The sequence below is a fragment of the Armatimonadota bacterium genome (genome assembly GCA_018268395.1).
GTDB lineage: Bacteria > Armatimonadota > Fimbriimonadia > Fimbriimonadales > Fimbriimonadaceae > JAEURO01.
In genome coordinates this window covers 38982-64940 of record JAFDWQ010000006.1, presented here as the reverse complement: position 1 = coordinate 64940, position 25959 = coordinate 38982, and the positions used below count along the sequence as shown (strand labels likewise).

Genomic DNA, 25959 nt, shown 5'->3' with positions numbered 1-25959 from the left:
CGTGGAGGCCCGAGACATGCGCGTGTCCGACCTCCTCCGGCGTCCCGAGCCGACCTTCAGCTTCGAGTTTTTCCCGCCGAAGACGGACGTCGGACTAGCCCGGTTGTACGGGACGATCGAGCACCTCGCCGAGCTGGGACCTGGGTTCGTGTCCGTGACTTACGGTGCCGGAGGGAGCACCCGCCACCGGACGGTGGAGATCGCGAGCCACATCAAGAACACCATCGGCATCGAGGCCGTCGCGCACTTGACGTGCCGTGGCCACACCCGCGAGGAGATCGGATCGACTCTGGACTCGCTGGCGTCGAACCAGGTCGACAACGTCTTAGCCCTGCGAGGTGACCCGCCGAAGGACGTTCCGGACGAGGGTTTTTCCGATTTCCGATACGCGGACGAACTCGTGTCGTACATCCGCGACGGTCAGTCCATGTGCATCGGCGCGGCCTGCTATCCGGAGGGGCACACGGAAAACCCCGACCCAGAAGACGATCTTCGACGCTTGGTCCAAAAGGTGCATGCAGGTTGTGATTTCCTTATAACGCAACTCTTTTTCGACAATGAGAAATACTTTCGGTTCGTCGAGCGTCTGAGAAGACAACGGATCGATGTGCCGATTCTTCCAGGGATCATGCCTGTGACCAACGTCGCTCAGCTCAAGCGGTTCACGACCATGTGCGGGGCTTCCGTGCCGTCGGCGCTGATGGAGCGGTTGGAAAAGTATTCCGATGACGAGCAGGCCGTCCTGGCGCTCGGCATCGAATGGGCGATCGGACAATGCAGGGAACTCTTGGCCAAGGGGGCGCCAGGGATCCACTTTTACACCTTAAACCGCTCGCTGTCGACACGGGTGGTCTGCGTCAGCCTGACGGGAAGGTAGGTGCCAGAGGCGTGCCCGTCGACTGGAAGACCCGGATCTACGACGACTACGTTTCCTCGGGATCGTCCCGATTGACCTTGAACGACGTCGGGGGCAGCCTTCGCAAGAAGCAACGGAACTTGCGGCGACTGTGCGAGAGACATTTTCCGTCCGACCGCAACGCCCGGATCGTCGACTTTGGATGCGGATACGGAGCGTTGGTCGACGTCCTCAAAAAACGCGGCTATGGGAACGTCGAAGGCGTCGACGTGTCTCCCGCGATGGTCGCGGTCGCCCGTTCGCTAGGATTGGAGGAAGTCCGGTTAGGGACGCTCTCGGATTATCTGCATTCGGTCGCAGACGGCAAGCTCGACGTGGCGGTGTTCATGGACGTGCTCGAGCATCTTACGCGGGCAGAGTTGTTCGAAACGCTCGACGAGGTCGCCCGGGTCCTGCGGCGCAAGGGGTGTCTGATCGGGCGCGTCCCTAACGGACAAGGCATCTTCGGCCCCACGATCCGGTACGGCGACGTGACCCACGAGCTCGCGTACACGCCCCAGTCGATGCGTCAGTGTCTTCATGCGGCAGGTTTCGAAAACGTCCGGTGCTACGAGGAAGAGATCGTCGTCCACGGTGCTGTGAGCGCGGTCCGCAAGCTAGTCTGGAAACTTGGGACGGTCCCGATGCGGATGCTGTACGCTGCCGAAACAGGCAACAAGAGGATCGTCTTGACCTCGAACATGCTGTTCGTCGCCGAAAGGGCCTAGAGGTCCGTGCCGCTTCGGCTCATAACGGGAGCTTAGCCGCCATGCCCGACGAGACCGTCTGTACGTACGATCCACTGATCGAACTGATGGCCCGCTTTGAGAACGTCAAGGCGGTGGACACGTCGGTGGACCCTTATGAGGGGTTGACGGTCGAACAGACCCTTCAGAAGCACATCGTCGACGGTGCCAAAAAGAACCTCGAATCCCATATCGACGCCGCGCTGGTCGGATACGAGCCGCTCCAAGTGATCAACGAGATCCTCTTGGAAGGGATGAAGACGGTCGGCGAACTGTTCGGGTCTGGCAAGATGCAACTCCCGTTCGTCCTGCAGAGCGCCGAGGTCATGAAGGCGGCGGTGCGGTATCTCGAACCGAAGATGGAGCGGGTGGAGGGGAGCGAAAAGGGGTCGATCCTCCTCGCGACGGTCGCGGGGGACGTCCACGATATCGGCAAGAACCTGGTCGACATCATCCTTTCGAACAACGGCTACCGGGTCGTCAATATCGGGATCAAGCAGCCGATCAACAACATCCTCGACAAGGCGCGGGAGCACCAGGTCCAGGTGATCGGCCTGAGCGGGCTCCTGGTCAAGAGCACGATCGTCATGAGGGACAACCTGCTGGAAATGAACGATCGTGGACTCTCCCAGTATCCGGTCATCCTCGGAGGCGCAGCTTTGACCAGGGCCTACGTCGAGCAGGATCTGCGCCAGGTTTATGCAGGGACCGTGTTCTACGCTCAAGACGCGTTCGAAGGGCTTCGCCTCATGGAGCAGATCGGTTCGGACGGACCCATGCCTGAAGGCCCCGACGAGGATGCGGTTGCAAGGACGTCGAGCCACCGCGTCGGGACGGTCGACCCCGCCCTGTACGTGTTCGACGGGACGCGCAGCGACGTGTCCGAAGACGCACCCGTTCCGACGCTTCCGTTCTACGGTGCGAAAAGGACGACCCGGTTCGACCTCTTCGAGCTGTACAAGTACATCAACACCGTCGCCTTATGGCGAGGTCAATGGCAGTACCGGCGACCTGACGGGATGTCGAACCCCGAATTCGCCGCTTGGCTCGAAGAGAACGTCCGCCCCGTCTTCGAGCGGAAGCAAAGAGAACTGGCCTCGGTGCTCCGTCCCGCCGTAAAGTGGGGTTACTTCTGGGCTCAGAGCCAAGGGAACGACCTGATCGTCTATCAGGACGACCAGAGGACCGAGCGGTGCCGCTTCACGTTCCCTCGGCAACGGGACGGACGGCGACTGTGCATCAGCGACTTCTTCAAGAGCGTCGACAGTGGCGTCATGGACGTGGCCGCGTTCCACATCGTGACCGTCGGACCGGGTGTCAGCGAACTGGAACGGAAGCAGTTTCAAGAAGGCGACTTCCAGGAGTACCTCTACACGCACGGGATGGGCGTGGAGACGGCCGAGGCCTTGGCCGAGTACTGGCACCGACAGATCCGCCACGAGACCGGGATCGACGGCCAAGAGCCGGAGGAGCTCCGGCTCCTCTTTAGCGCCCGCTACCAAGGAGCCCGCTACTCGTTCGGATACCCCGCGTGTCCGAACCTTGAAGACCAGAGGCAACTCATGGACCTCTTAGAGCCTGCCGACATCGGGATCGAACTGAGCGAGGAGTGGATGCTCGTCCCCGAACAGTCGACGAGCGCGATCATCGTCCACCACCCCGAAGCGCAGTACTTTAACGTCCGTTAGCGGCTATGGGATAATCGGCACATGATCTTGCCGTTCCTCGCCCTTTCCCTTTCGGTGCAACAAGACCTCCCGGAGGTCAAGATGGGCAAGGGTCAGCTCGTGTTCCTTATCGAACCGGACGGACAATGGCCCAAGGTCGGCGACCCCGAAGAGCTTCAAGCCGGCCACCTCAAGAACCTGGAACGGTTGTGGTCGTCGCGAAAGGCGCTCGTCGTCGGCCCGTTCGCAGAGCCGGGCAAGCGGAAAGGGCTTGTCGTCCTCGACGTCGAGACAGCGAAAGAAGCAGAAGAGATGTTGGCCGACGACCCGTGGATCAAAGCCGGTCGACTGAAGCTCGAGACGCACACCTGGTTCTTCGCCAAGAACTACGTAAAGAAGGGGACCGCGTTCATGGACCTCGACGACTTCTGGTTCGGGACGCTCGAGCGGCCCGCCGATGTGCCCAAGATTTCGGACGAAGAGGCGAAGACGGTCCAAGCGGGCCATATGGCGAACATCACGTCGATGGCCAAGTCCGGCGCCCTTTTGATCGCCGGCCCAATGATGGAGGACGGCACCTTGCGGGGCATCTTCGTCTTCAAGGACATGGAGCGCTCCAAGATCGACGAGATGGCGGCCAAAGACCCGGCGATCAAGGCCGGTCGGCTCAAGCTCACGTTGACGAAGTGGAAAGCGCAGAAGGGCTCGTTCCTCCTCCAACCGGTGCCATAGGCCTCTTGCGGCACTTTTGAGGCTGGACCGAGCGTCTAACCAGAAGACCGTCCACAATCAGACGTTCTCAACGAGTGGTCACTATGAAACCGATCCCGTCCCTTCGGATCATCGGCGCCCTTGCGGCGGCCGGTCTTCTTTCCGCCATGGCCGTCGCGCAAGACCTGAAGGTCGGTAGCAAGGCCCCCGAACTTAAAGTCGCGACCTGGGTCAAAGGTCAGCCCGTCAAGGGGTTCGAGTCCGGAAAGGTCTATGTCGTCGAGTTTTGGGCGACCTGGTGCGGCCCCTGCCGCGAGTCCATTCCGCATTTGACCGAACTGGCGAAGAAGCACAAGGACGTGACGTTCATCGGCGTCGACTCCTTCGAGCGGCCCGCCGACAACCTGGACGCTGTGAAGAAGTTCGTCGCAGACATGGGGTCGAAAATGGACTACAACGTCGCGGTCGACGGGTCGGCGGCGTTCATGGCCAAAAACTGGATGGAGGCGGCCAAGCAGGAGGGCATTCCGACCGCGTTCGTGGTGGGTAAGGACTCGAAGATCGCGTGGATCGGCCATCCGATGGAAATGGGCGACGTCCTCGCCGACGTCGTGGCGGGCAAGTTCGACGCCAATGCCGCTGTCCAGGCCCAAGAACGCGAAGCCGACGAGCGCCAGAAGGTCATGGCGCACATGCAGAAGTACTCCGAAATGATGCAGAACGGGGACACGAAAGGTGCCCTGGCCGAACTCGACGCCGCCATCAAGGAGACCCCGTCGAGCGAGAAGATGCTCGGCGAACTGAAGCTGGAGCTGATGGCCCGCACGGGCTCTACGGACACGAACGCTTATGCGAAGAAGCTTTCGGAAGGCCTGATCAAGGATCAGGCGATGAGCCTGAACAACGTGGCCTGGTACCTGGTCGACGACGAGATCAATTACAAGAAGGCGGACTACAAGCTCGCCGTCAAGATCGCGGAACGCGCGGTCGAACTTTCGAAGAGCGCAGATCCGACCATCCTCGACACTCTTGCTTACTGCTACTTCAAGGGCGGGAACATCGACAAAGCGATCACGACCCAAGAAAAGGCCGTCAAGCTTCTGGACACGGCCCGGGGGTTGGACGCTGAAACGAAGGAAGAGCTCCGCGACCGTCTCGAAAAGTTCAAGAAAGCGAAAAAGGGCGGACAGTAAGCCCGTTCATAACGGTGGCGAGGCCCCGGATCCGACGGTCCGGGGCCTCGTCGTTTGGAATCAGTCGAGAAGTTCCTTCCCTTTAGTCTCAATGACAAGGGGCAAGGCGAGCAAGCCGAGCAGGGCGACCACCGACGTCCAACTCAGGATGGTGAGCACGAGTTCAAGGGCCTTGGCCCCCTGGCTCGCCACGATGCTGACCCCGATCGCACCGGCCGCCGTCACGAAGCGCCCCGCGTTGTAGCAGAATCCTGCCCCAGTTCCGCGGAGCCGGGTCGGGAAGAGCTCTGGTAAGTAGTAGGTGAAGCTACCGAACATACCGAAAACGCTGAGGCCGACGAGACCATAGAGCCGCAATCGGACTTCGGCGGGCCACGGAGGGCCGAACGTCAGGAAGACCGAGGCGGCAGATGCGGCGAGGTAGACCGCGAACATCGGCTTCCGGCCGAAGTGTTTCGCGATGGGGATCGTCAACAAGGTTCCGACAAGGCCGCCCAAGTTGAACCACGTCGCAGCTTCCGTCCTCCAGGCGACCTTGAGGACGTTCGCCGCCGTCGCCTCCAGTCCGCGGGCTTGGGCTTCGATCGCGGCCAGGCCGCTGGCGATCGTCGGCATGAAGGCGTTGTTCGTCCACCAGAGGATGAGGGCGACGATCGCCATGGCGAGCCCACTGACGGTCAAAGGTCGGTTCTCAGGCCGGAAGAGTTCGCTGATCTTCGGATGGGCCGCTTCTCCCAGTGCTTTCCACCGTTCAGGTTCCTTCACCCACACTCGGACGAGGAGGGCGACGGCGGCCGGTACGAGCCCGCACAGGAACACCCACCGCCACGAGACGGTCGGGTCTCCTTTCAAGAGGTTGCCGGAAATCGTTTGGTCGACGAACTGGGCCAAGAACAGACCCATCGGTGCCGACGTGTACAAAAGGGCTCCGGCTTCGACCCGGCGCTTTTCAGGGACGACTTCGGCCACCATCGCCGCCCCTGCCGCCCATTCGCCTCCGATCCCTAAGGCGGCCACGATCCGGCAGAGGATCAAGACCCAAATGTTGGGTGCGAAAGCGCACGCCGCCGTACCGAGCGCATAAAGCGTCATGGTGAGGAGCAGCGTCCTGGTCCGGCCGATCCGATCGCACACCCTGCCGAAGACGATGCCTCCGACCGCCCAGAAGACCAGGAGGACGGCGGTCAAGATCCCGACCCATCGAATGGTCTCGACACCGGCCTCCGGCGACCCGATTTTGAGCCCGAGAAGGGTCGGGACGCAGTTCGGGGCGACGTAATTGAAGAGGAGGCCGTCGAAGACGTCGAAACCCCAGCCGAGCCATGCCGCGAACAGCACCGTCCACTGGTAGCCCGTCATGTCGAGGAATCCGCGCCGCTGCGGGGCATGGTCGGACATCGTGAGCGCATTCTGACGCCTGTCCGAACGCGAAGGCAACGCGGATGCAGGGGGTTAAAAATGGTTGAGGCGGGATTAACCCGCCTCGCAGAACCCACCGATCATCGGTTTTGTATGATTGCTTTTTGCGTTCTTATGCGATTTACAGAACTCGGCTAGCTTTCGCATCGCCTGCTCCGATTGAGGATCCAGCGCCATATCGCTCGTCATACAGAGCGAAAGCAGAGCATAGGCCTCGTCTTCGGTGAGCTCCAACCTGTCGGGTTGTCCCATCAGTTGTCTGCTCCTTAGCCGTTCGGCTTAGTGATTAGACCTAAGAACCGGGCCATTTGTTCTCGCCTTGGGCCGAATTTAGGACGAAATCGTAGAAAAGCTAGGTGAAGGCGGCCTTCCGGGCCTTCGGTCGGCCCGCAGGTACACTCCTCGACCGATGCCGAACGGCGACGCAGGAGCGATCGACCCCACCAAAAGCGAATATCTGACGTTCGGCGGGCTGGCCGTCGTGGAAGGGGTGATGATGCGCTCCCCGCACCATTACGCGGTGGCGTGCCGGGCGCCCAACGGCAACATCGTCATCAAGACGGAGGCGCTCGAGTCGACGTGGCTCGGCCGTCAGAAATGGCTGAAACTGCCGTTCCTGCGGGGGACTTTGGCGTTACTCGACACGTCTGTCCTCGGATACAAAGCGATGAACTGGTCGGCCGACGTCCAGACCCGGGCCGACCTTTCCGACGGGACTCCGCAAGGCAAACCCGTTTCCAAGACCGTAGAAAACGCCCTCATCGTCGCTGCCGTCGTGGGAGGGCTCTTGCTTCAGTTCGTCATTTTCAGGGCGACGCCGGAGTTCATCGCCGAGTACCTGGTCCGATGGGCGACGAACCAACCCGACAAAAACCTGCACCTCACCGGCACGAACTATATCGCCGAGGTCATCAAGGTCGTCTTCTTCATCGGGTTCCTCGTCCTGATTTCAAGGTTCCCGACGACGATGGAGCTCTTCCGTTACCACGGGGCCGAGCACAAAGCGATCAACACGATCGAGCACAGGCAGGAGCTCACGCCAGAGAACTGTGCCGCCCAGACGCGGCTTCATCCTCGGTGCGGCACGAACTTCCTGATCATCATCACGGCCATCGCCTTTCTCGTGTTCCCTCTGATCCCGCGCGACCTGTTCGTACCGGCCGACTCGCCCTCATGGAAGATCGCCCTGAGCCGGGTACCCCTGCAACTGGTCGTGCTTCCCGTTCTGGCCGGCATCAGCTACGAAGTCATCCGCCTCGCCGGCAAGGCCCGCGACCAGAGATGGGTCAACGTGATCTTGAAGCCCGGCCTCATGACACAGCTCATCACGACCGCGGAGCCGGGGCCGAAACACATCGAAGTCGCGATCGCGTCGTTGAAGGCCGTCATCAAGGCCGAGGAATCCGGACACATGACGGTCTCGGACGACTACACGGGCGAAGAGCCCGGCGCCGAGATCGCCTGACGTCTCATTCGTTCCTTAGGGAGACCACGGGATCTTGCTTCGCCGCACGACCGGCGGGCAGGATCCCGAACAAGCAACCCAGCCCGAGTCCCATGGCGAAGGCGGTCAGGACGGTTCCCGGAGTCATCAAAGGCTTGATGTTCGTGAACGTGGCGAGGGCCCATACTGCGACCGCGCTGACGGCCAATCCGGAAAGGACGCCCGCGAGTCCGATCGTCGCCGCCTCGACCAGGAACTGCCAAAAAACGTCCGATCGCCGGGCACCGACGGCCATACGGACGCCGATCTCTTTCCGCCGTTCGTTGACCGACATCAGCATGACCGTCATGATCCCGACCCCACCGATGAAGAGGCCTATGCTGGTCAGGCCGACGACCAATGTTCCGAGGATGCCGATAACCTGATAGATCAGACCCAAGAGGTCCTCTTGGGTCAGGACACTGAACTGCTGCGGGTCGAGCGATCGGGCGAGCACCGACTCCACGCCCTTCACGAGAGCCTTGGGTTCAGCCTCCGGTGAGCTCGACATGACGATACGGTCGATCTGGACGTTCGGGCTTTGCTTCTTCAAAGCGCGATAAGGGATGTACGCGACGTTTTGAAAGCTCTGCATGGCGAACATGGACTGTCCGGCGAGCTTCTCCTTTGTCACGCCCACGATCTTGAACGGCCGTCCATTGATCTCGACGGACTTTCCGACGGCGGGGCCGGATCCGATCAACGTCTCTTTGGCGGCGCCTCCCAGTACGCACAGTGCGTTCTCTTCGTCGGGGTGGGTGAACGTCGCGCCCTCCGAAAGCTCGACGCGGTGGATCGAGAACCAGTCGGACGTGCACGCGATGACGAGGGGATAAGCGTCCTTCCCTTGATAGCGGACTCCGCCTCCCGCAAACGTGAGGATGCCCGCACGTTCGACGCCGGCGACGCTACGGACCTGACCGACAAGGTCCTCCGTGAACCAACTCTGGCCGCCCAGGTTGGGATTGAACCCGGAGGCCATGCTCACGTGTCCGGGGACGGCGACCAGGACGTTGACACCCAGATCGTCCACTTGCGACCGGACGTCCTTCTCGACGCCGAGTCCGATACTGACCAAAAGAAGGACGGCGATCGACGCGACCGCGACGCCAAGGGAGCTCAGGACGCCGCGTTGCCAGCTTTCCCTGAGCGACTGGAACGCCGCCGTCACGTTCGACATGGTTGACGTCTAGATTGCCGCCTCCTTCGGGCACGGTTGGGCCCGTTAGCCTAGCTTCGCTTTGGCTTCGAACTCAGCGACCCGAGGGTGGAGGACGATGTCCTCGGGCAGGACGGCCCTTGTCAAGGACAGACCTTCGATCGTCCGACAGCGGCTCAAAGCGACATAGACTTGACCGTGGGCGAAGGCCCGAGTGTCCAAGTCGACGACGGCGCTGTCCAGGGTCAGGCCCTGACACTTGTGAACGGTGACGGCCCAGGCCAAACGGAGCGGGATCTGCGTGTACGTCCCGACGACTTCCTTTCCGACGCGTTGCGAGTCGGCGTTCCAGGTGTAGCGGGTCTTTTCCCAGTTTTCCGCCTCGGCTTCGACCATGGAACCGTCATGGAGCCGTACGGTCACCGTGCCCTCGCCCAGTGCCGCGACGCTCCCCAACGTCCCGTTCGCCCACTCACGGCCGTTCTTGACGAACATGACTTGGGCTCCGGGCTTCAATTGCAGCAAGGGATCGGTGGGGAAGTCCCGCTCGAACGTCCCGGTCGCCTCGGCGCGGAACGTCCGGGCGGCGCCTGGAAGGGCGGCTAACCGACTGCGGTTGATCGCGTCGGCCTTAGCGTTCGTCGCGGTCAAGGTCACAGTGTTCGGATGGTCGAGGCCGGCGCCGACGCGATCGTTGAAGTACGACAGCTCCGACGTGGCTCCGGTCCTGACCTGCTCGAGCGCCCACAGGAACTCGGGGTCCTGTTGGCGGTAGACGGTTTCGAGCTGCCATACGTCGATCCCGGATTCCCGTAGGCACGGCGCGTCGAAGAAGAAGGGGCTCTCGAACCGGTCGGCGATCATGGCTTCGTCGCCGCCTCGGGTCACGACAGGCTCCAATTGGCGGATGTCGCCAAAGGCGACGATCGTTTTGCCCCCGAACGGAAGATCGAACCGGTCCGAATTGGCCCGAAGGGAAAAGTCGACCGCTTCCAAAACGTCGGCGCGGACCATCGAGACCTCGTCGATGACGAGGCACTGCATCTTTTCGATCAGCCGCCGTTTCGGATGCCCTCTGCGGAACACCGTCACGCACTCGGGGTCGCTGGTCAACGGGCCAAGCGGCAGTGCGAAAAAGCTGTGCAGGGTTTGGCCGCCGATCTGGACTGCGGCGAGCCCGGTCGGTGCCAGAACGACCGTGTGCAACGACGTTTCCTCGACGAACCTTCGCAGCAACGTCGACTTTCCGGTGCCTGCGCGGCCCGTCACGAAGACGAAACGGCCCTGAGGGCCTTGGGCGAGGTCGGTCAACACGGCCAGTTGTTCTGGACCGAGTTCGACCCCTAGTGCCGGAACGTGCGGTGTGATTCCCGTAATCCCTACAGTTTACTGGCGGGACCTGGGCCCGATGATCTTCGTAGGGAAGTCGCTTATGGGTCTCGTCCGCTCCGCCTTTGTCCTTGTTGCCGCCACGGTCGCGTGCCTTGCCGCCGCCCAGTACGGTCGGCCCAGCCGTCCGACGCTCGGGCGGGTCTTGACCGTCGGAGATTCGATCACCCAGGGCGCAGGCTCGGCCGGCGGGTACCGCGGCATCCTTGAACAACGGCTGCGGTCAGGGTCGTACGACTTCCGGTTCGTCGGTGCCAGGACGGACAATTCGACGGGGATGGTCTACCCGGCCCACGAAGGGCACGGCGGTTGGAACCTGACCGAACTCTTGAACGGACGGAAGAGCGAGCCTCAGGCAGGGAAGCTGGCCGATTGGCTGAGGAAGCACGATCCGAGCGTCGTCCTCCTGATGGCGGGAACGAACGACGACATTTGGGTCACCCGTACGGATTGGGTGCTCAAGTACAACCGATTGCTGAACGTGATCTACTCGTACGACCGAAGCATCAAAGTCGTGCTCGGGGCCGTTCCGAAGTCGGACAACGGTTATACGGGCAAAGCGTGGTCGGAAGCCGTGTGCTTCAGCGTCGTCAAGGACGTCGTGGCGGCTCGTAAGCGGGCCGGATATCCCATCGCCTTCGCCGATACGTATACGTCCTTCAACCCTTCCAGGGACTTGTCCGATCATTATCATCCGAACAAGTCGGGCTATCAGAAGATTTCGGACGCCTTCTACTTCGCGTTGACGAAGGGATTTTAGGAAGTGGCCCGGACGAAGGGATTCGAACCCCCGACTTCCTCCTCCGGAGGGAGGCGCTCTATCCACTGAGCTACGTCCGGGCGGGTCTCTATCTTACCCCGCACGGTTTACAGTTCAGGCCCCGGCCGCTTTATGCGGAGTATGCCGCTTGAAGGTGCCGTGGAGCCAGGGCTCGGGCTTCGGGGGAATCCACCATCGAACGTCCGTTCTTGATGTAGTACTCGAACTCCTCGGGGAAGACGCGGATCGCGGCGGCGACGGGCCACGCGGCTGCATCGCCCAGGCCGCAGAACGAGCGTCCGTCGATCTGCTTCGTAATGTCGACCAGCAGTTCGGCGTCACCAGGTTGGCCCTGACCGCGGACGATCCGGTCGAGGATCTGGAGCATCCACTTCGTCCCTTCGCGGCACGGGGTGCACTTGCCGCAACTTTCGTTAGCGTAGAACTGGGCGGTCCTCCAGGTGAAACCGACGATGCACGTGTGCTCGTTGAGGAACATGCAGCCGCCGGATCCGACCATGGATTTGACCTCCGCCATTTCTTCGTATCCAAGGACGGCTTTCTCGCACGCCTCGGCGTTGATGATCGGGACGCTGGATCCTCCGGGGACGCAGGCCTTGAGCTTGCCGCCCTTCATCCCACCTGCCAGTTCGAGCAGTTCCATCAGCGTCGTGCCGAATTCGATCTCGAAGTTGCCGGGCTTGGCGACGTGACCGCTGACCGAAAAGATCTTGGTTCCTCGAGAGTTCTTCGTCGACGCTCCGAGCGTGGCGTACCATTCACCGCCTTTGTCTAAGATGAATGGTGCACAGCTATACGTTTCGACGTTATTGATGATCGTCGGTTTGTCCCATAGGCCGGCAACGGTCGGTAGCGGTGCGTGGGGGAACTTGAGCCTTGGCATGCCCCGTTCGCCCATAAGGCTCGACATGAGGGCGCTTTCTTCACCGCACTCGTAGCTGCCGGCGCCCATATGGAGATAGAGGTCGAAGTCCAGGCCGCTTCCGAGGATGTTCTTTCCGAGATAGCCGTTGGCGTACGCCTCGTCGATGGCGGCCCTTAGCGCCTTGGCCGCGTCGACGAACTCGCCCCTGATGTAGATGTATCCGACGGCGGCCTGCGTCGCATGGGCCGCGATCGTCATGCCCTCGACGAGGAGGAACGGCGTCCGCTCCATCAGCTCCTTGTCCTTGAAAGTCCCCGGCTCACCTTCGTCAGCGTTGCAGACGAGGTAGTGCTCGCGGGTCTTGTCCTTTTCGATCCCGTTCCATTTGATCCACGTGGGGAATCCGGCTCCCCCGCGACCGCGAAGCCCGCTCGCTTTGACCTGGTCGATGACGGCTTGACGGTCGGACTTCAGGGCCTTCTTCAGGCCGGAGTATCCGCCTTTGGCCATGTACCCTCCGAGCGTGCGATAAGCGTCATCGTGAGCGTGCTCGAACAGGAGGCGGTATTCGGCCATTTCAGCCGTGCAGTCTACCTGGAGCCCCGTACGAAGAAAGGCGGCGGCTTCCTTTCGGAAGCCGCCGCCTCTGTTTCGCGCCGGACCGGGACTTACTTCTTGTCCCTCACGCCTTTCGGCATGATGTTGGATCCGCCGCCGCTGCCACCTGGCCCACCCATTTGGACGGTGTCGTTGATGGGGGCCACTTGGCCCTGGTCTACGCTCTGCTTCTTGATCTGATCGTTTTCCGTTTTCAGATCGCTCGACGAAGTCTCACCGGAACCGCACCCTGCGAGCAGCCCGGTCAGGGCTGCTGCAAGGCAAAGGGCTAACAGGTTTCTCAGCATGTGATCTTAGTTGTCCAGGTCCCAGATGTACTGAGCGCGGTCGAACACGTAGCCGCCCCAACCCGTCTTGACGTCACAGCCGCGAGCGACCTGAGACATCGAGAGGACCTTGGCGTGGCTGTCCGAGAAGCCGACGACGGCCTTACCGGCGTGATAGGGCCAAGCGCCGCCGAACTCGTTCCAACCCGTGGTGCCCGGGTTCCAGCCGCCCCACCACCAGCGACCCGTACAGCCGCCCTGGAGGGCCGGGAAGGTGTCCTTGATGACGCCCGTGTTCGGATCCTTGTACTGGCGGCACGGAGCGTCGAGGCCCCAGTTGCCACCGCCGACGACGGCGTTGCCAGAGCGGTCCCACAGCGAGTTGACGAACATCAGGGTGTTGCCCGGGTCGCCGACGGCGGTGTGGTTCGTACCGAACGCCTTGAACGGCAGGGTGACGCCGTTCTCAGGGCAGTTCGCGCCCATCACGCTGAAGTACTGCGTGTTGTAGCCGTAGTCGTTCTTGATCGCCAAGTTGAACAGGATCTGCTGCGTCTTGGTCGGCTCGGTCCAGGTGGTCGGGTCGAGCATGTCCTTGAGGATGCGCTCCTGTCGACCGATCGGGCTGTTCGGGTCGGCCCAGATGTCCTGGTTCTTCATGTACGGGTTGACGATCGTGCCGATCGCCTGGTCGCCCGCACGGACGTCGTACGTGTTGTTGTACTGGATGATCGGGCAGACGTCCTCGTTGTCCGTGAGGTACATGTGGACGGCCGTGTTGTACTGCTTCTGATTGCTGATGCTCGCCGTTTTCTTCGCCGCGATCTTAGCCTGGGCAAAGACCGGGAAGAGGATGGCCGCGAGAATCGCGATGATCGCGATTACGACCAGAAGCTCGATGAGAGTAAATGCATTGCGTCGCATGTTATGGGAGAAACCTCCTCAACCATAATGACACACAATACGGGCCAATTGTTTCATTTCCCGTATTTATACGGGGCTTGATTTCTCGTCGGCCGGGAACCTTAGGTTCGAATTGTCAGGTTTCCGAACTGCTTATCTGTCGAGGTGGACTTGGACGACGGAGTCCGCGAGTTGGACCACCGTCGAGTCTTCCCGACCCCTCAACTCGTCGAGCAGCGCGTCGACGGACTCCGGAGTCACCGGCCCGACATAACGGTCGCCGACCTGGAGGAGCGGGGCGCGGTCGCACGCGTCCAGGCACTCGACCTCATGGATCGTGAACACGCCGTCCGGGGTCGTCTCGCCCAGCTTGACGCCCAACCGGTCCTCGAGGTGGTCGACGATCCGGTAAGCCCCGCACAAATGGCAGGACAGGCAAGTGCAGACTTCGATGAGATGGCGTCCCGGCAGATGGTCGGTGTTGTACATCGAATAGAACGTGGCCACGCCCTCGACTTCTGCAAAACTGCGTCCGAGCCGGTGGGCGACCTCGGCGACGGCGGCCGGGGGCAGCCATCCGCCGTACTCGCGCTGGGCGATCCAGAGGCAGGGAAGGATGCAGCTCTTCAAGTCGGGATAGTGTCCCTTGAGCTTCTCGAGTTCCTCGCACGCCCGTTGGCCGAACTTCAGCTCCAGTTCCTCGGGCCTGGGGGCTTTCGGTCGTTCAGGGCTGAGCGTGACAACGTCGGACATCGCCCTTCGAGTGTACCGCTCAGTGGCAGAGGACGTCCTGACCGAAGTTGTAGTCGAATTCGGAGTCCGGACGGAAGAAACTCAAGTAGGCGTGGGAGGTCGGCGTGTCCTTGCACGTGTGGAAGGACTTCAACATCCCGTTCTTCCCGAAAGCCATTGTCGGGTGGTCGTACGACCGGACCATCTCGCCGGGTTTGGTCTCGGCGCCGCCCGGGTTCAAGGGTACGAATTTGACGTGGGCGTCGCACGCCACCATCGGCATGCCCCGTCCGACGACCCAACCCGTTTCGTTCTGAGGCATGTCGCCGCGCAGGTACCCATAGGTGTAGTCGCTGCGGTCACCGAACGTGTTCGCGCCTTTGAACGTGCAGGGCATCCGGCTACAGATCAGGAGCGGGTTCGTGTACACGTACCCCCGGATCTCTTCCTTCATGTTCCCGAACCAGACGAGCGTCAGCTTCGACGGGCTGGCGACGCCGGTCGCCGGATACGAGGCGAGGACCCCGTTCAAAGAGACCGAGCCGTTGAAGAAGGGCTGGGTGGCGTTCGCGTAGCGGGTGTCCTTGTACGACCAGACGTTCTGGCCGTTCAGGGTCATGACGGCATAGTTCTTCAAGTACGGTTGGACCGAATTGACCCAGGCGACGTTGTCCATGTCCCGGAACTGGCCGTTGAAGTCCCATCCCGCGGGAAGTCCGATCGACTCGTAATAGCGGACGACGCCGTTCGCCTGGACGCGTTGCATGATCGGGTAGGTGTCGTCCCAGTCCACCGTGTAGCCGACCGTCGCGAGCGCGACCTGCTTGACGTTGTTGATGCCCGTCGTCTTACGGGCGGCTTCTTTCGCTTGGACGAAAACGGGGAACAGGATCCCCGCCAGAATGGCGATGATCGCGATCACGACAAGGAGTTCGATCAGCGTGAAGGCGCGGCGCATCGCCTTCCATTATAGTCGACAGTGTCCAGAATCCCTCAGCGGTCGATTTCGCCGAGCACGATGTCGATCGAACCGATGATGGCGATCAGGTCGGCGATCAACTTGCCTTCGGCCAGCACTTCGAGCGCCTTCAGGTTCATAAAGCTGGACGGGCGTTCGTGCCACCGGTATGGCCTGTTCGTGCCGTCGCTGACGATGTAGAAGCCCAGTTCGCCTTTACTGCCTTCGACTCCGGCATAAGCTTCGCCGACCGGCGGGCGGTATCCCTCGGTCCACAGCTTGAAGTGGTGGATCACCGCTTCCATGGAACTGTCGAGCTCGGCCCTGGCGGGCGGCACGACCTTCCGGTCCGAAGAGTTCCAAGGCCCTTCGGGAAGGCCGTCGATCGCTTGAGTGATGATCTTGACCGACTCCTTCATTTCGGCGATGCGGACGAGGAAGCGGTCATAAACGTCCCCGACTTCGCCCACCGGGATCTGAAAGTCGAACTCGTCGTAGCAACAGTACGGACTGCTCTTACGGAGGTCCCACTCGACGCCGCTGGCCCGGGCGATCGGGCCCGAACAGCCCAGTTCCAAGGTCTCCTTTGCCGTGAGGATCCCGACGTTTTGGGTCCTCTCCTTCCAGATCGCGTTCTCGGCCAAGAGGTTCTCGACCACTTCCAGTTCGCTCAGGAAGCCGGCCAAGAACGTGCGGAGCCGGGTCTCGAACCCTTCCGGCGCGTCGCCCCTCAATCCGCCCGGCACGATCCAGGACGGCATCATCCGGACGCCGCTGAACATCTCGAACAGGTCGAGGATCAGCTCCCGTTGTTGCATGACGTAGAAGAAGGGCGTCATGGCGCCAAGGTCAAGGGCGTGAGTCCCCAACCAGACAAGGTGGCTCGCGACGCGGCTCAGTTCAGCGAGGACGACCCTGAGATAAGAGCCCCGGCGAGGGATTTCGATCCCCAAGAGTTTCTCGACGGCGAGGGCGTGAGCGAGGTTGTTGCCGTTCGCGTTGAGATAGTCCATGCGGTCGGTCATGACCACGCACTTCTGGTAGGTCTGGCTCTCCGCTTCCTTCTCCATCCCCGTGTGGAGGTAACCGATGACGTTTTTGGCCCTGACGATCGTTTCGCCTTCGAGTTCGAGGATCACGCGGAGCACGCCATGGGTGCTCGGGTGTTGGGGCCCCATGTTCACGATCATCGTGTTTTCGCCCGTCCGTTCGAACACGGTCTCGGTGCTGGGGATGAAGGTGTGGGTGCTCATCGGGCTTGCCAGATCGTACCCCCGCCCGGGGTCGAGGGGGGCGGGAGTCTTAAGCGCCGACGGGCCCGGCTTCAGTTGAAGTCCGACGTCTTCAGAGGTTCGGTCTTCGGCGAGTTGCCGAAAATGACGAACCGGGTCGGTGAACCGGGAAGGATGAAACCGGTGTTGGCTTCCATCGGGTTGAAGACTTGGGCCGTGGCCAAGGTCTTGCCGCCGGACACGAGCCGGAAGTTCGCTTCGAGGGTCATCGGTTCACCGGGCTGTGACAGTCCGCCCGGGACGACGCCGATGGTCATGCCGTTCTCGTCTTTGACCTCGAACCCTGCGGCTTTACCGGTGAGGTCGAAAACGACGAGTTTGTTCGAGCCTTTGGGAATGATCCTGGGTTCGCCGACGGCCGTCTTGAAAGCGACCTTTCCGCCTTGGTCGGTGACGACCACCGAGGTCCCCAGATCGGATTGGGCTTCGACTTCGCCGGTCAAGACTTCCGTGTCGCCCGATTTCAAGACGAACTTGTGCGCCTTCGGGCTGGTGCCGGAATAGCCAGAGGCTGCACCCGCCGCGACGGACCCTGACGACGGACGGTTGTCCATCCAGAGTTCGAGCGGCCTCGACGAAAAATTGACGAGCCGCACCCAACCCGGCTTGGGTCGGGCGCGGTTCTTGGCGATGATCGCCTCTTCCTGGGACGGCCCGCAGCCGCCTGCAGAAAGGGCCGCCACGACCGTCAGAAGGACCGACGGTGCGGACGTTCTGATCAGGTTCACTCCGGTGTTGCGGTCTTCGGCATGTCGCCGTTCGCGTTGCCTTGCGCTCCCGGCGGCAGCTTGGCGCCGGACGAACCCTTACCGGAGTCCGAAGCAGGCGGGGCGGTCGCTTGGTCGCAACCGATGACGACGAGGGTCAAGAAGCCGGCGAACGCCAGCAGGATGAGTCTCTTCATGAGGTTCCTTCGATAAGTTCCGTCTTTGGAATTGTGTCCTAAAACGGTCAGGCCCGGCAACCGAGACGGTCACCGAGCCCTCCCGCCTTCAACATTATATTAGTTGTTGAAGTTGTAGTCTGGGCGGAACAGCCAAGCGTGGCAACCGTCCCACCAGTAGAAGCCCGGGATGCCCGTGGCGTCATAGCCGGTGTAGGGGTCGGTCTTGTAGTCCGTGTCCTTCGGAGAGAGGACCGCGCCGAGGGTGCGGAACTTCGCGTGACCGTCGGTGAACGCCATGTTGGCGCCCTTGCCGTAGACCCAGAGCGAACCGCTGAGCGTGAACATCGCGCTCTGCTCGCCGTTCCGAGTGCTGGCGCAACCCGACTTCCACGGCACGTAGCTGCACGGCTTGTTGGCTTCGTTGCACTGCAGGGCCGGGTTCGAAAGGATCGCACCGTCCACGTTGGCCTTGCCGCGACCGGACCAGGCCATCGGCAGCATCGCAGGGTTCTGGACGCCGCTGGCGCCATAGGCCATGAGAAGGCCGTTGTACGTCATCGCGGTCGTACCCTTAGGAACGGTGCCCGGGGCGGCGTTGCTGACCGCACCGCCGGAGACGATCGGCAGGCCGGGGCCGCTGAACATCTGGATGTTCTTGGTATACGGCTGGATCGTGTTGGCCCAAGCGCTGGGGGAGGTGTACGCACGGATCGCGTACGAACCGTCGCCGCCTGCTCCCGAAGGCCAGTTGTGCGGGAAGTACTGGTTATAGTTCCAGGCCCACGGCTGGGCGTCGCCCCGCGGGCCGAAGCCGAGCGGGAACACGTCGTCGTTGTCAGGCAGGTATTGCATGAACGCAAGGGTGACCTGCTTGTGGTTGGACAAGTCCGCCGTCTTCTTCGCGGCCTCTTTGGCTTGGGCGAAGACAGGGAACAGGATGGCCGCAAGGATCGCGATGATCGCGATCACGACCAGAAGCTCGATGAGCGTAAACGCACGGCGTTTCATAATTGCTTCACTCACTTGAGGATTTTCAAGCGGGGTCGGATCCCGTGCGGTCTCCCGCGCGGAACGCGCCCTGTCTCACTTGATACCACAAAGATCGCTGGAACGCACCGATTGTTCCCGCGATTTGTCATAAAAACCGGGAACTCGGAGCGGTCAGCGCTCAATCAGGTTCAAAGCAAGGGAGCTTCGCCGTCGTATGAAGTTGTCCAGACCCGGCCGGAGCCCGAAAGCTCCGACCAGGCCCAGTCTCCGGACTTACTGGTTGAAGTTATAGTCCGGGCGGAACAGCCAAGCGTGGCAGCCGTCCCACCAGTAGGAGGCTCCGAACCCGTTGGTGTCGTACTGAGTGTACGGGTCGGTCTTGGCGTCCGTGTCCTTCGGGGCGAGGATCGCGCCGAGGGTGCGGAACTTCGAGTGGCCGTCGGTGAACGCCATGTTGGCGCCCTTGCCATAGACCCACAGCGAACCGCTGACCACGAACATCGCGCTCTGCTGACCGTTCTTGGTCGAAGCGCACGCCGCGGTGTATGGCACGTACGTGCAAGGAAGGTTGGCTTCGTTGCACTGCAGCGCCGGGTTGGACAGCACCGCGCCGTCCGTGTTGGCCTTGCCGCGACCGGACCAGACCATCGGCAGCATGGCCGGGTTCTGGACGCCGCTGGCGCCATAGCCCTGCAACAGGCCGTTGTACGTCATGTTGCTGTTACCGCGCGGCACGGTCGTGCTCGGTGCGGCGTTGCTGGCCGCGCCGGCCGAAACGACCGGGAGGCCCGGGCCGCTGAAGAGCTGGATGCTCTTGCTGTACGGCTGGACCGTGTTGGCCCAAGCGACAGGCGAAGAGTAGGCGCGGATCGCATAGGAACCGTCGCTGCCCGCTCCGCTCGGCCAGTTGTGCGGGAAGTATTGACTGTAGTTCCAGGCCCACGACTGGGCGTCGCCGCGGAGGCCGAAGCCCAGCGGGAAGACGTCGTCGTTGTCAGGAAGGTACTGCATGAAGGCCAGCGTGACCTGCTTATGGTTCGACAGGTCGGCCGTCTTCTTGGCAGCTTCCTTCGCCTGGGCGAAGACAGGGAAGAGGATCGCCGCAAGGATCGCGATGATCGCGATTACGACGAGGAGCTCGATCAGGGTAAATGCTCGACGTTTCATGGATGGCTTCACGATTGATGGGTTGACGTCCACCTTCCCTTTCCCCTCTCGGGCCGGTCAAGGCTCCGGGATTCAAAGACGGAATGCGTCCGACAGCTATGAGGAGCAAGTTTTGGCCCAAAGAGTTCGGTCGTCACCGAAGAAACCGTAAAAAACGGGACCACTGCAGTTCGCTTATGCGTCGAAAGTCCTGGAATTACCGGTATTCGTGAATATCAGTGAACTTTTCCGGAAAAGGTTTGGAAGGCAGCGGGCAAGTTCGAGACCGCACAGTCTGCTTGCTTTTGCTCCTGAACGAAACACGATAAGCGGACGGACCGGGCGCGTCGGACCGTTCGAAAGGTCCCAAAAAAAAGTCTTAGCCCGTCTCAAAGGGCCTTATCGACCGGACACGTCTTCCGTCCCTGTCCGCCCTTCGAAGCTCTCGCCGGCATGAGGGGCCTGAAGGTCTTCGACCGCGGGGCCTCGCGTTCCGTGGGCGAAGACGACGTCTTCACCGCCAAGAGGGACGTCTTTCCGCAAGGGGAACCCTGCCCAATCGTCCGGCAACAAGAACCGCTGGCCGGGCTCGGGCCCGTTCCCTTCGAAAACGACGCCGAACAGGTCCTGGACTTCGCGTTCGGGATATTCGGCACCGAGGAAGACGTCTTTCAAAGTCGGGACGGTCTCGCCGTCGTCGACCGAAACTTTAACGAAGATACGGGACGAGTGCTTCAGGCTGTACAGGTTGTAAACGACCTCGAACCGGCCGTCCATGTCCCGTTCGTGTCCCCAAGTACTGTAATCGACGCCCACGCACTCGGCGAAATAGGCGTACTCCAAGTCCGGGTCGTCCTTCAAGGTCCGGACGGCGTCGACGATCCGGTCGGTCGCGACGCACAGGTACGTCTCACCTCGGTATTCCTTGACCTTCAGGAGGGAAGCGCCAAGGGCGTCCCTGAGCTTGACGGCTTCAAGTCGCTCGGAACCGACCATCGGGGCGCCCATCAGGCTACGGCCTCCTGGGACTGGGTCGGTGCGGACACGGACGGTTCGTCGTGCCCGATCTTCTCAGGGGCGATGCTCGTCGCCTCGTCCCATTCCAGGGCGCCGATGCGGAGGATATAGACGTATCCCACGATCCAGAAGGCCATGTACACGGCGACGTCGATGGCGCTGAAAATCTGGAACTCGGTCGATGCGTCCTTGAAAACGGTCAGCCAACTCCACAGGAAGACGACTTCGATGTCGAACAGGACGAAGAGGATCGCGACCAGATAGAACTTGATCGGGAACCGTTCGTTCGCCGCACCCCTCGGAGCGACGCCGCACTCGTAAGGCGAAGACTTGAACCGGGTGACTTTCTTCGGCCCGAGAACGTAGCTTCCGACCACCATCACCGCGCAGATGAGCGAGGCGAAGCAGACCAGGATCAAGATCGGCAGGAATTCGCCCGACATACGTCCAGGATGTTACCCACCGATCTTGGACGCGCGCCGTCAGTGGTCGGGCCGGAACAACCAGGGGTGACAGCCGTCCCACCAGTAAAGCGTCCCAAAGCCGTTCGGGTCGTACTGGTTGAAGGGGTCGACGTTATAGTCCGTGTCGTCCGGTGCGATCACGGCGCCCAGCGCACGGTGCTCGGCATGTCCGTCGACAGCTAACCAAGCGGCGCGCTTTTGGTACACCCAGATCGTGTTCGGCGAGGTGAACAGGACGCTGGTCCGACCGTTCTGCCACGAACCGCACCCCGACTGCCAAGGCAAGTATGTGCACGGCTGACCTGCCGTCGGGCAATTGAGCGCGGGCGTCGAGAGTCCGGCCCCGTCGATCCTTGACTTACCGAGGCCGTGCCAGACGGTCGGAAGGGTCGCCGGCGATGCGACGGCACCGGCCGAGTAGGACATGAGGAGACCGTTGTAAGCGTAAGACAGTTGCGTCTTCCGCTTGCCTGCGCCGAGGTGGGCGCCACTGGCCCCGACCACGACCTGGTTCATTCCAGGCGCCTCGAACGCGATCGGTCCAGCCGTATAGGGGCGAAGACCGTTCGCCCAAAAGGACGGCGAAGCGACGATCCGACGGGCATAACTTCCGTCAGACCCTGGCCCGTCGGGCCAATCGTCCGGGACGTAGTGGTAACTGCTCCACATGTACGCGCCTGCGGAGTCTTTTCCGAAGGCCATGGGGTACAGGCCCGAGTTGTCTTCCAGATAGGCCTTGAACGCATGGTTCAAGAGCTTGAGTTGAAGAAAGTCGCGAGCCTCGAGCGCTTGGCCTCCCAAAGATTGGGCGAGGACGGCGGCCGTGACCAAGACGGACGCACTGGCGACGACGATGTCACGAAACTGAAGGCGGGGATGAGCGAAGGACATAAGAGTGCCTCTCAAGATAGGAGGGCCCGACACGGGTCGTTGGTTCACGTCGATGACGGTTTGTTGCCTGAGTCGGTCAAGGCAGGACAGAGGTTCATGCCGTACAATCTCGCTTCGTGCCCCTGGCGAGCCTTCTGAGCCGATTGATGTCCGGACTCGATTTGTTCGAGCCCGAAGCCCGAATGTTGGCCGAAAGGCTCCTGGGCGGAGACGTGTCCGAGGCGCAAGCGGCCGGGATCCTGGTGGCTCTCCAAGTGAAAGGCGCGACGGCTTCCGAGCTGGCGGGCATGGCAGGTGCCCTTCGGGACAGGGCCTTGACGTTGTCCCATGAGTTCCCAGCTCTCGTCGACACGTGCGGCACGGGCGGCGGGGCCCCGACGTGGAACCTCTCGACGGCGGCGGCTTTGATCGCGGCAGGCGCCGGAGCCAAGGTCGCGAAGCACGGCAACAGGTCGGTCACGAGCCATTGCGGGAGCGCGGACGTCTTGGAACACCTTGGCGTCAACCTGCACGCCGATCCGGAACAACTCGCCAAGTCGCTCAAGGACGTGGGTCTCGTGTTCCTCTTCGCACCCTCCCACCACTCGGCCATGAGGAACTTGGCCACGGTGAGAAAGGATCTCGGTGTCCGGACCGTGTTCAACCAACTCGGTCCCTTAGCGAACCCAGCGGGCGCAGCCAGGCAATTGATCGGTGTGTACGACCGCAGCCTCCTCCGGCCGATGGCCGAAGCTCTCGTCCTCCTCAAAACGGAGCGGGCGTTCGTCGTCCACGGACGGGACGGCATGGACGAGGTGTCTCCCTGCGCCCCGACCGACTACTGTGAAGTGCTGGACGGACGCGTGAAGGAAGGCACGTTCGACCCGACGGACTTTCTGACCGATGCGTTGTCACCTTCCGCGCTGCACGCAGGGACGACGGTCGGCGAAAACGCCGAGATCTTGAAGAAAGCGCTCGGTGGCGAGGCGCCTTGCTCTTTGGCCCCCGTGCCGAACGCGGCCGTCACGCTCATGGCGGCAGGTACGGCCGGATCGACCCAAGAAGCGGCCCGTGCCGCCGTCGCTTCGTTAAGTTCGGGTCGTGCCCGACATGCGCTCGACCGCTTGGTGGAGGCTTCGGGAGGATGACGATCCTGGACAAGATCTTTTCGGCCAAACGGACCGAGACGGAAGACATGTCGACAGCCTCGGCCCTTGCCGAGTGGAAGGCCAGGGCCGCAGACGCGCCACCGGTCCGTGGATTCGCGTCGGCGCTTCGGAACGCGGACCGTCCCGTCGCTTTGATCGCCGAGGTCAAAAAGGCCAGTCCTTCGCGAGGCGTCATCCGTGCCGATTTCGATCCGGGCGAAATCGCCCGCGCTTACGCTGAGGCCGGTGCGCACGCGCTCAGCGTCTTGACGGACGTCTCTTTTTTCCAAGGTTCAATCATAAACTTGAAAATATCTCGCGAAGCAACCTCCTTGCCCGTGCTTCGCAAGGACTTCACCGTCCGACTGGCACAGGTCTACGAGACCCGTGCCATCGGTGCCGACGCGGTCCTTCTGATCGTCAACGGCCTGTCGCTCGGCGAACTTCAAGAGTTCTACGGGGCGGCGCGAGAGACGGGGCTGGACGTTTTGGTCGAAGCCCACACGAGAGAAGAGGCCGAGACGGCCCTTTCCCTCGGGGCGGACCTTATCGGGATCAATAATCGAAATTTACAAACTTTCGAAGAAGACTTGAACGTATCGTGTTTGCTGATTCCCGAAATCGCGGACCGAGCGACGATCGTCAGCGAGAGCTCGATCCGAAACGTCTCGGAAGTGCGACGGGTTTCAGAGGCGGGGGCCAGGGCCGTCCTGATCGGAACGTCCTTCTGTGCGGCCCTCGATCCAGGGGCCAAAGTCAAAGAGGTCATGGGATGGTAAGGGTGAAGATCTGCGGATTGACCCGCCACGAGGACGTCGAGGCCGCCGTCGGAGCCGGCGCGGACGCCGTCGGCTTCGTGCGCCATCCAGCAAGCAAGAGGTTCGTCGAAGAGGGCGAGGCGCGGACCCTGGCTACGGTAGCGGGACCGTTCGTCGAACGGGTGCTCGTCTACGACGTCGCGGGACCGGTCGAAGACCCCGGGTTCTTGATCCAGGCCCGACAGTTCGAAGGTGGACTCGACCGCGCCGACGTCCGGCGCGTCCAAGTGCTGGCCGTCGCTCCGGAGACGACCCTTCAAGACCTGCTCGAATCCGCCCACCGGACCGCTCCGGGAGTCGAAGCCGTTCTGTTGGACGCGAGTCACGAGGGTCGGACGGGAGGTACGGGCCGACCCCTAGACTGGGGGCTCGCCGCCGCGTTCGTCGCTGAGTGGAACGGACCGGTCGTCCTGGCAGGCGGGCTGACTCCGGACAACGTTGCCGTGGCCGTCCGGACGGTCCAGCCCTATGCGGTCGACGTTTGTAGCGGGACAGAGTCCGGGCCTGGAATCAAAGACCTGATCAAGGTTCAGGACTTCATCGCTGCGGCCAGGTCCGCGTAACGGGCCTTGATCTGACCGATTTCCGACAACGTCGTGACGAGGCTGGTCCGCGAGGATTCGGGGGTCACGGTCTCGAGCGGCAAGCCGGACGCCACGCGGTCGACGAAGTACCGGAGCTCGTGGTAGTAGCCGCCCAAGTCGCTGATGTTGCCGCCACCGGACGCTTGCATCTTGGGGAACTCGGGAGTCCGTGGTTCATGGTCGTGAGAGTAAACGGTCAACGGGCCTCCGTCCATGATCGCCGCGCCACGTTCGAAAACGGCCCGGAAGGCCATCCGGAACGGCGTCTTGGGAGGCAGGTTCCACCCGCCTTCAAGATGTACGACCGTTTCGCCGAACGTCATCGTCGTGTGGACGTAGCACGGCCCCGTTCCGTCGATGTTCCCCGAGCTGACCACCGTGTCCGGCGTCCCCAAAAGGAAGTGGGCGAAGTCCGTGTCATGGATGTGCATGTCGAGGACGCCGCCACCTGCTTTGGACTCGTCCGCGAGCCAATTGTCCGTCGACCACGAGGGGAACTCCCCGTAGCGGACGAACGAGGCCGAGAGAAGGCGGCCGTAGCGGCCGTCGTCGACCATGTTCTTGAGCTCGACGTATTCCGGCCAAAACCTGATGCAGTGCCCGATCATCAAGGCCTTCCCCGCCTTGTCGCAAGCGGCGATCATGGAACGCGCCTCCTCGTCGGTCATGGCCATCGGCTTTTCGCAGAACACGTGCTTGGACGCCCGTGCGGCTTGGACCGTCGTCGAAGCGTGGAGGTACGTCGGGAGGCAGATATCGACGGCGTCGACGTCGGAAGCGAGGAGCTCCTCCAACGAGTTCGAGCTCCGGCAGCCGAACTCCGAGCAATAGGACGAGAGCTTGTCTGGGGCGGAGTCATAGGCGACGTCCAGACGCACGTCGGGCAACGTCGAATACACGTTCGCATGCATGCGGCCCATGAACCCGCATCCGACGAGACCGATCTTCAACATGACGGC

27 protein-coding genes and 1 tRNA gene are annotated in these 25959 nt (G+C 62.0%); 10 read left to right on the top strand and 18 right to left on the bottom strand.

Going from position 1 to position 25959, the window contains the following annotated elements; all coding sequences use genetic code 11:
* The first annotated feature begins 16 nt into the window (after nucleotides 1-16).
* The 5 genes from metF to JST30_11890 all read left to right on the top strand — a co-directional run bounded on the left by metF (nucleotide 17) and on the right by JST30_11890 (nucleotide 5212).
* Nucleotides 17-877: a methylenetetrahydrofolate reductase [NAD(P)H] gene (gene metF, locus JST30_11910; GenBank protein MBS1715029.1), complete on the top strand. Its 861-nt coding sequence runs from the start codon at nucleotides 17-19 to the stop codon at nucleotides 875-877.
* Between the two features lie 11 nt (nucleotides 878-888).
* Nucleotides 889-1623: a class I SAM-dependent methyltransferase gene (locus JST30_11905; GenBank protein MBS1715028.1), complete on the top strand. Its 735-nt coding sequence runs from the start codon at nucleotides 889-891 to the stop codon at nucleotides 1621-1623.
* Nucleotides 1624-1664: 41 nt separating this feature from the next.
* Nucleotides 1665-3329 (top strand): B12-binding domain-containing protein, encoded by a 1665-nt coding sequence (locus JST30_11900; protein ID MBS1715027.1) that lies wholly within the window; start codon nucleotides 1665-1667, stop codon nucleotides 3327-3329.
* A gap of 21 nt (nucleotides 3330-3350) precedes the next feature.
* The gene (locus JST30_11895; GenBank protein ID MBS1715026.1) at nucleotides 3351-4040 is read left to right on the top strand and encodes a hypothetical protein; all 690 of its coding nucleotides are present in this window, start codon (nucleotides 3351-3353) and stop codon (nucleotides 4038-4040) included.
* 83 nt (nucleotides 4041-4123) lie between these two features.
* Nucleotides 4124-5212, top strand: a complete 1089-nt coding sequence (locus JST30_11890; GenBank protein ID MBS1715025.1) for a redoxin family protein — start codon at nucleotides 4124-4126, stop codon at nucleotides 5210-5212.
* A 60-nt stretch (nucleotides 5213-5272) separates the two neighbouring features.
* On the opposite strand, the gene JST30_11885 is transcribed toward JST30_11890, so the two are convergent.
* The gene (locus tag JST30_11885; protein MBS1715024.1) at nucleotides 5273-6610 is read right to left on the bottom strand and encodes an MFS transporter; all 1338 of its coding nucleotides are present in this window, start codon (nucleotides 6608-6610) and stop codon (nucleotides 5273-5275) included.
* A gap of 430 nt (nucleotides 6611-7040) precedes the next feature.
* Here JST30_11885 and JST30_11880 point away from each other — a divergent pair, with 430 nt between their 5' ends.
* Complete coding sequence (locus JST30_11880; protein ID MBS1715023.1) at nucleotides 7041-8096, top strand: DUF1385 domain-containing protein; 1056 nt, start codon at nucleotides 7041-7043, stop codon at nucleotides 8094-8096.
* A gap of 4 nt (nucleotides 8097-8100) precedes the next feature.
* Here the strand turns inward: JST30_11880 and JST30_11875 are convergent, their stop codons facing one another.
* Together JST30_11875 and JST30_11870 are read right to left on the bottom strand one after the other, a co-directional pair.
* Nucleotides 8101-9294, bottom strand: coding sequence for an ABC transporter permease (locus tag JST30_11875; GenBank protein ID MBS1715022.1), 1194 nt, complete (start codon nucleotides 9292-9294; stop codon nucleotides 8101-8103).
* 45 nt (nucleotides 9295-9339) lie between these two features.
* The gene (locus tag JST30_11870; protein ID MBS1715021.1) at nucleotides 9340-10587 is read right to left on the bottom strand and encodes an AAA family ATPase; all 1248 of its coding nucleotides are present in this window, start codon (nucleotides 10585-10587) and stop codon (nucleotides 9340-9342) included.
* 118 nt (nucleotides 10588-10705) lie between these two features.
* Between JST30_11870 and JST30_11865 the strand changes: the two genes are divergently transcribed.
* The gene (locus JST30_11865) at nucleotides 10706-11422 is read left to right on the top strand and encodes a hypothetical protein (protein ID MBS1715020.1); all 717 of its coding nucleotides are present in this window, start codon (nucleotides 10706-10708) and stop codon (nucleotides 11420-11422) included.
* A gap of 4 nt (nucleotides 11423-11426) precedes the next feature.
* Here JST30_11865 and JST30_11860 read toward each other — a convergent pair.
* The 14 genes from JST30_11860 to JST30_11795 all read right to left on the bottom strand — a co-directional run bounded on the left by JST30_11860 (nucleotide 11427) and on the right by JST30_11795 (nucleotide 22471).
* Nucleotides 11427-11502, bottom strand: a tRNA-Arg gene (locus tag JST30_11860).
* Between the two features lie 50 nt (nucleotides 11503-11552).
* Nucleotides 11553-12884 (bottom strand): NADH-quinone oxidoreductase subunit NuoF, encoded by a 1332-nt coding sequence (nuoF, locus tag JST30_11855; protein MBS1715019.1) that lies wholly within the window; start codon nucleotides 12882-12884, stop codon nucleotides 11553-11555.
* A gap of 92 nt (nucleotides 12885-12976) precedes the next feature.
* Nucleotides 12977-13213 (bottom strand): hypothetical protein, encoded by a 237-nt coding sequence (locus tag JST30_11850; GenBank protein MBS1715018.1) that lies wholly within the window; start codon nucleotides 13211-13213, stop codon nucleotides 12977-12979.
* A 6-nt stretch (nucleotides 13214-13219) separates the two neighbouring features.
* Nucleotides 13220-14116 (bottom strand): prepilin-type N-terminal cleavage/methylation domain-containing protein, encoded by an 897-nt coding sequence (locus JST30_11845; protein ID MBS1715017.1) that lies wholly within the window; start codon nucleotides 14114-14116, stop codon nucleotides 13220-13222.
* Between the two features lie 132 nt (nucleotides 14117-14248).
* Complete coding sequence (locus tag JST30_11840; GenBank protein ID MBS1715016.1) at nucleotides 14249-14848, bottom strand: NAD(P)H-dependent oxidoreductase subunit E; 600 nt, start codon at nucleotides 14846-14848, stop codon at nucleotides 14249-14251.
* A gap of 19 nt (nucleotides 14849-14867) precedes the next feature.
* A complete protein-coding gene (locus tag JST30_11835; protein MBS1715015.1) occupies nucleotides 14868-15785 on the bottom strand; it encodes a prepilin-type N-terminal cleavage/methylation domain-containing protein in 918 nt (305 codons plus the stop codon).
* Nucleotides 15786-15820: 35 nt separating this feature from the next.
* Nucleotides 15821-17038 carry an NADH dehydrogenase (quinone) subunit D gene (gene nuoD, locus JST30_11830; protein ID MBS1715014.1) on the bottom strand — a complete coding sequence of 406 codons (1218 nt, stop codon included), beginning with the start codon at nucleotides 17036-17038 and terminating at the stop codon, nucleotides 15821-15823.
* A gap of 71 nt (nucleotides 17039-17109) precedes the next feature.
* Complete coding sequence (locus JST30_11825) at nucleotides 17110-17805, bottom strand: hypothetical protein (GenBank protein ID MBS1715013.1); 696 nt, start codon at nucleotides 17803-17805, stop codon at nucleotides 17110-17112.
* Nucleotides 17802-17981 carry a hypothetical protein gene (locus JST30_11820; protein ID MBS1715012.1) on the bottom strand — a complete coding sequence of 60 codons (180 nt, stop codon included), beginning with the start codon at nucleotides 17979-17981 and terminating at the stop codon, nucleotides 17802-17804. Before JST30_11820 ends, JST30_11825 begins: the two co-directional genes overlap by 4 nt.
* A 99-nt stretch (nucleotides 17982-18080) precedes the next feature.
* Nucleotides 18081-18971, bottom strand: a complete 891-nt coding sequence (locus JST30_11815; GenBank protein ID MBS1715011.1) for a prepilin-type N-terminal cleavage/methylation domain-containing protein — start codon at nucleotides 18969-18971, stop codon at nucleotides 18081-18083.
* 255 nt (nucleotides 18972-19226) lie between these two features.
* Nucleotides 19227-20120, bottom strand: coding sequence for a prepilin-type N-terminal cleavage/methylation domain-containing protein (locus tag JST30_11810; GenBank protein MBS1715010.1), 894 nt, complete (start codon nucleotides 20118-20120; stop codon nucleotides 19227-19229).
* A gap of 378 nt (nucleotides 20121-20498) precedes the next feature.
* Nucleotides 20499-21107, bottom strand: a complete 609-nt coding sequence (locus JST30_11805; GenBank protein MBS1715009.1) for an NADH-quinone oxidoreductase subunit C — start codon at nucleotides 21105-21107, stop codon at nucleotides 20499-20501.
* Nucleotides 21107-21559 (bottom strand): NADH-quinone oxidoreductase subunit A, encoded by a 453-nt coding sequence (gene ndhC, locus JST30_11800; protein ID MBS1715008.1) that lies wholly within the window; start codon nucleotides 21557-21559, stop codon nucleotides 21107-21109. The genes JST30_11805 and ndhC overlap by 1 nt, the downstream gene beginning before the upstream one ends.
* A 39-nt stretch (nucleotides 21560-21598) precedes the next feature.
* Nucleotides 21599-22471: a hypothetical protein gene (locus JST30_11795; protein ID MBS1715007.1), complete on the bottom strand. Its 873-nt coding sequence runs from the start codon at nucleotides 22469-22471 to the stop codon at nucleotides 21599-21601.
* A gap of 116 nt (nucleotides 22472-22587) precedes the next feature.
* Here JST30_11795 and trpD point away from each other — a divergent pair, with 116 nt between their 5' ends.
* From trpD to JST30_11780, 3 genes are read left to right on the top strand one after another with little or no spacing between them, the layout of a single operon-like run.
* On the top strand, nucleotides 22588-23598 hold the full coding sequence (trpD, locus tag JST30_11790) for an anthranilate phosphoribosyltransferase (protein ID MBS1715006.1): 1011 nt from the start codon (nucleotides 22588-22590) through the stop codon (nucleotides 23596-23598).
* The gene (gene trpC, locus JST30_11785; protein MBS1715005.1) at nucleotides 23595-24377 is read left to right on the top strand and encodes an indole-3-glycerol phosphate synthase TrpC; all 783 of its coding nucleotides are present in this window, start codon (nucleotides 23595-23597) and stop codon (nucleotides 24375-24377) included. Before trpD ends, trpC begins: the two co-directional genes overlap by 4 nt.
* Nucleotides 24371-24979, top strand: a complete 609-nt coding sequence (locus tag JST30_11780) for a phosphoribosylanthranilate isomerase (GenBank protein MBS1715004.1) — start codon at nucleotides 24371-24373, stop codon at nucleotides 24977-24979. The genes trpC and JST30_11780 overlap by 7 nt, the downstream gene beginning before the upstream one ends.
* Here JST30_11780 and JST30_11775 read toward each other — a convergent pair.
* Nucleotides 24946-25953, bottom strand: a complete 1008-nt coding sequence (locus tag JST30_11775; GenBank protein MBS1715003.1) for a Gfo/Idh/MocA family oxidoreductase — start codon at nucleotides 25951-25953, stop codon at nucleotides 24946-24948. The two genes, JST30_11780 and JST30_11775, sit on opposite strands and share 34 nt — an antisense overlap.
* Nucleotides 25954-25959 lie beyond the last annotated feature (6 nt).

Bases quoted from the DNA above. Each gene is read 5' to 3' on its own strand.
- JST30_11900 (MBS1715027.1), top strand. From the start codon at position 1,665: ATGCCCGACGAGACCGTCTGTACGTACGATCCACTGATCGAACTGATG.
- JST30_11840 (MBS1715016.1), bottom strand. From the start codon at position 14,848: ATGTCCGACGTTGTCACGCTCAGCCCTGAACGACCGAAAGCCCCCAGG.
- JST30_11890 (MBS1715025.1), top strand. From the start codon at position 4,124: ATGAAACCGATCCCGTCCCTTCGGATCATCGGCGCCCTTGCGGCGGCC.
- JST30_11805 (MBS1715009.1), bottom strand. From the start codon at position 21,107: ATGGGCGCCCCGATGGTCGGTTCCGAGCGACTTGAAGCCGTCAAGCTC.
- JST30_11895 (MBS1715026.1), top strand. From the start codon at position 3,351: ATGATCTTGCCGTTCCTCGCCCTTTCCCTTTCGGTGCAACAAGACCTC.
- JST30_11865 (MBS1715020.1), top strand. From the start codon at position 10,706: ATGGGTCTCGTCCGCTCCGCCTTTGTCCTTGTTGCCGCCACGGTCGCG.
- JST30_11820 (MBS1715012.1), bottom strand. From the start codon at position 17,981: ATGAAGAGACTCATCCTGCTGGCGTTCGCCGGCTTCTTGACCCTCGTC.
- JST30_11795 (MBS1715007.1), bottom strand. From the start codon at position 22,471: ATGTCCTTCGCTCATCCCCGCCTTCAGTTTCGTGACATCGTCGTCGCC.
- JST30_11885 (MBS1715024.1), bottom strand. From the start codon at position 6,610: ATGTCCGACCATGCCCCGCAGCGGCGCGGATTCCTCGACATGACGGGC.
- metF (MBS1715029.1), top strand. From the start codon at position 17: ATGCGCGTGTCCGACCTCCTCCGGCGTCCCGAGCCGACCTTCAGCTTC.
- JST30_11810 (MBS1715010.1), bottom strand. From the start codon at position 20,120: ATGAAACGTCGAGCATTTACCCTGATCGAGCTCCTCGTCGTAATCGCG.
- ndhC (MBS1715008.1), bottom strand. From the start codon at position 21,559: ATGTCGGGCGAATTCCTGCCGATCTTGATCCTGGTCTGCTTCGCCTCG.
- nuoD (MBS1715014.1), bottom strand. From the start codon at position 17,038: ATGAGCACCCACACCTTCATCCCCAGCACCGAGACCGTGTTCGAACGG.
- JST30_11880 (MBS1715023.1), top strand. From the start codon at position 7,041: ATGCCGAACGGCGACGCAGGAGCGATCGACCCCACCAAAAGCGAATAT.
- JST30_11875 (MBS1715022.1), bottom strand. From the start codon at position 9,294: ATGTCGAACGTGACGGCGGCGTTCCAGTCGCTCAGGGAAAGCTGGCAA.
- JST30_11845 (MBS1715017.1), bottom strand. From the start codon at position 14,116: ATGCGACGCAATGCATTTACTCTCATCGAGCTTCTGGTCGTAATCGCG.
- JST30_11775 (MBS1715003.1), bottom strand. From the start codon at position 25,953: ATGTTGAAGATCGGTCTCGTCGGATGCGGGTTCATGGGCCGCATGCAT.
- JST30_11835 (MBS1715015.1), bottom strand. From the start codon at position 15,785: ATGCGCCGCGCCTTCACGCTGATCGAACTCCTTGTCGTGATCGCGATC.
- JST30_11850 (MBS1715018.1), bottom strand. From the start codon at position 13,213: ATGCTGAGAAACCTGTTAGCCCTTTGCCTTGCAGCAGCCCTGACCGGG.
- JST30_11815 (MBS1715011.1), bottom strand. From the start codon at position 18,971: ATGAAACGCCGTGCGTTTACGCTCATCGAGCTTCTGGTCGTGATCGCG.
- JST30_11780 (MBS1715004.1), top strand. From the start codon at position 24,371: ATGGTAAGGGTGAAGATCTGCGGATTGACCCGCCACGAGGACGTCGAG.
- nuoF (MBS1715019.1), bottom strand. From the start codon at position 12,884: ATGGCCGAATACCGCCTCCTGTTCGAGCACGCTCACGATGACGCTTAT.
- trpC (MBS1715005.1), top strand. From the start codon at position 23,595: ATGACGATCCTGGACAAGATCTTTTCGGCCAAACGGACCGAGACGGAA.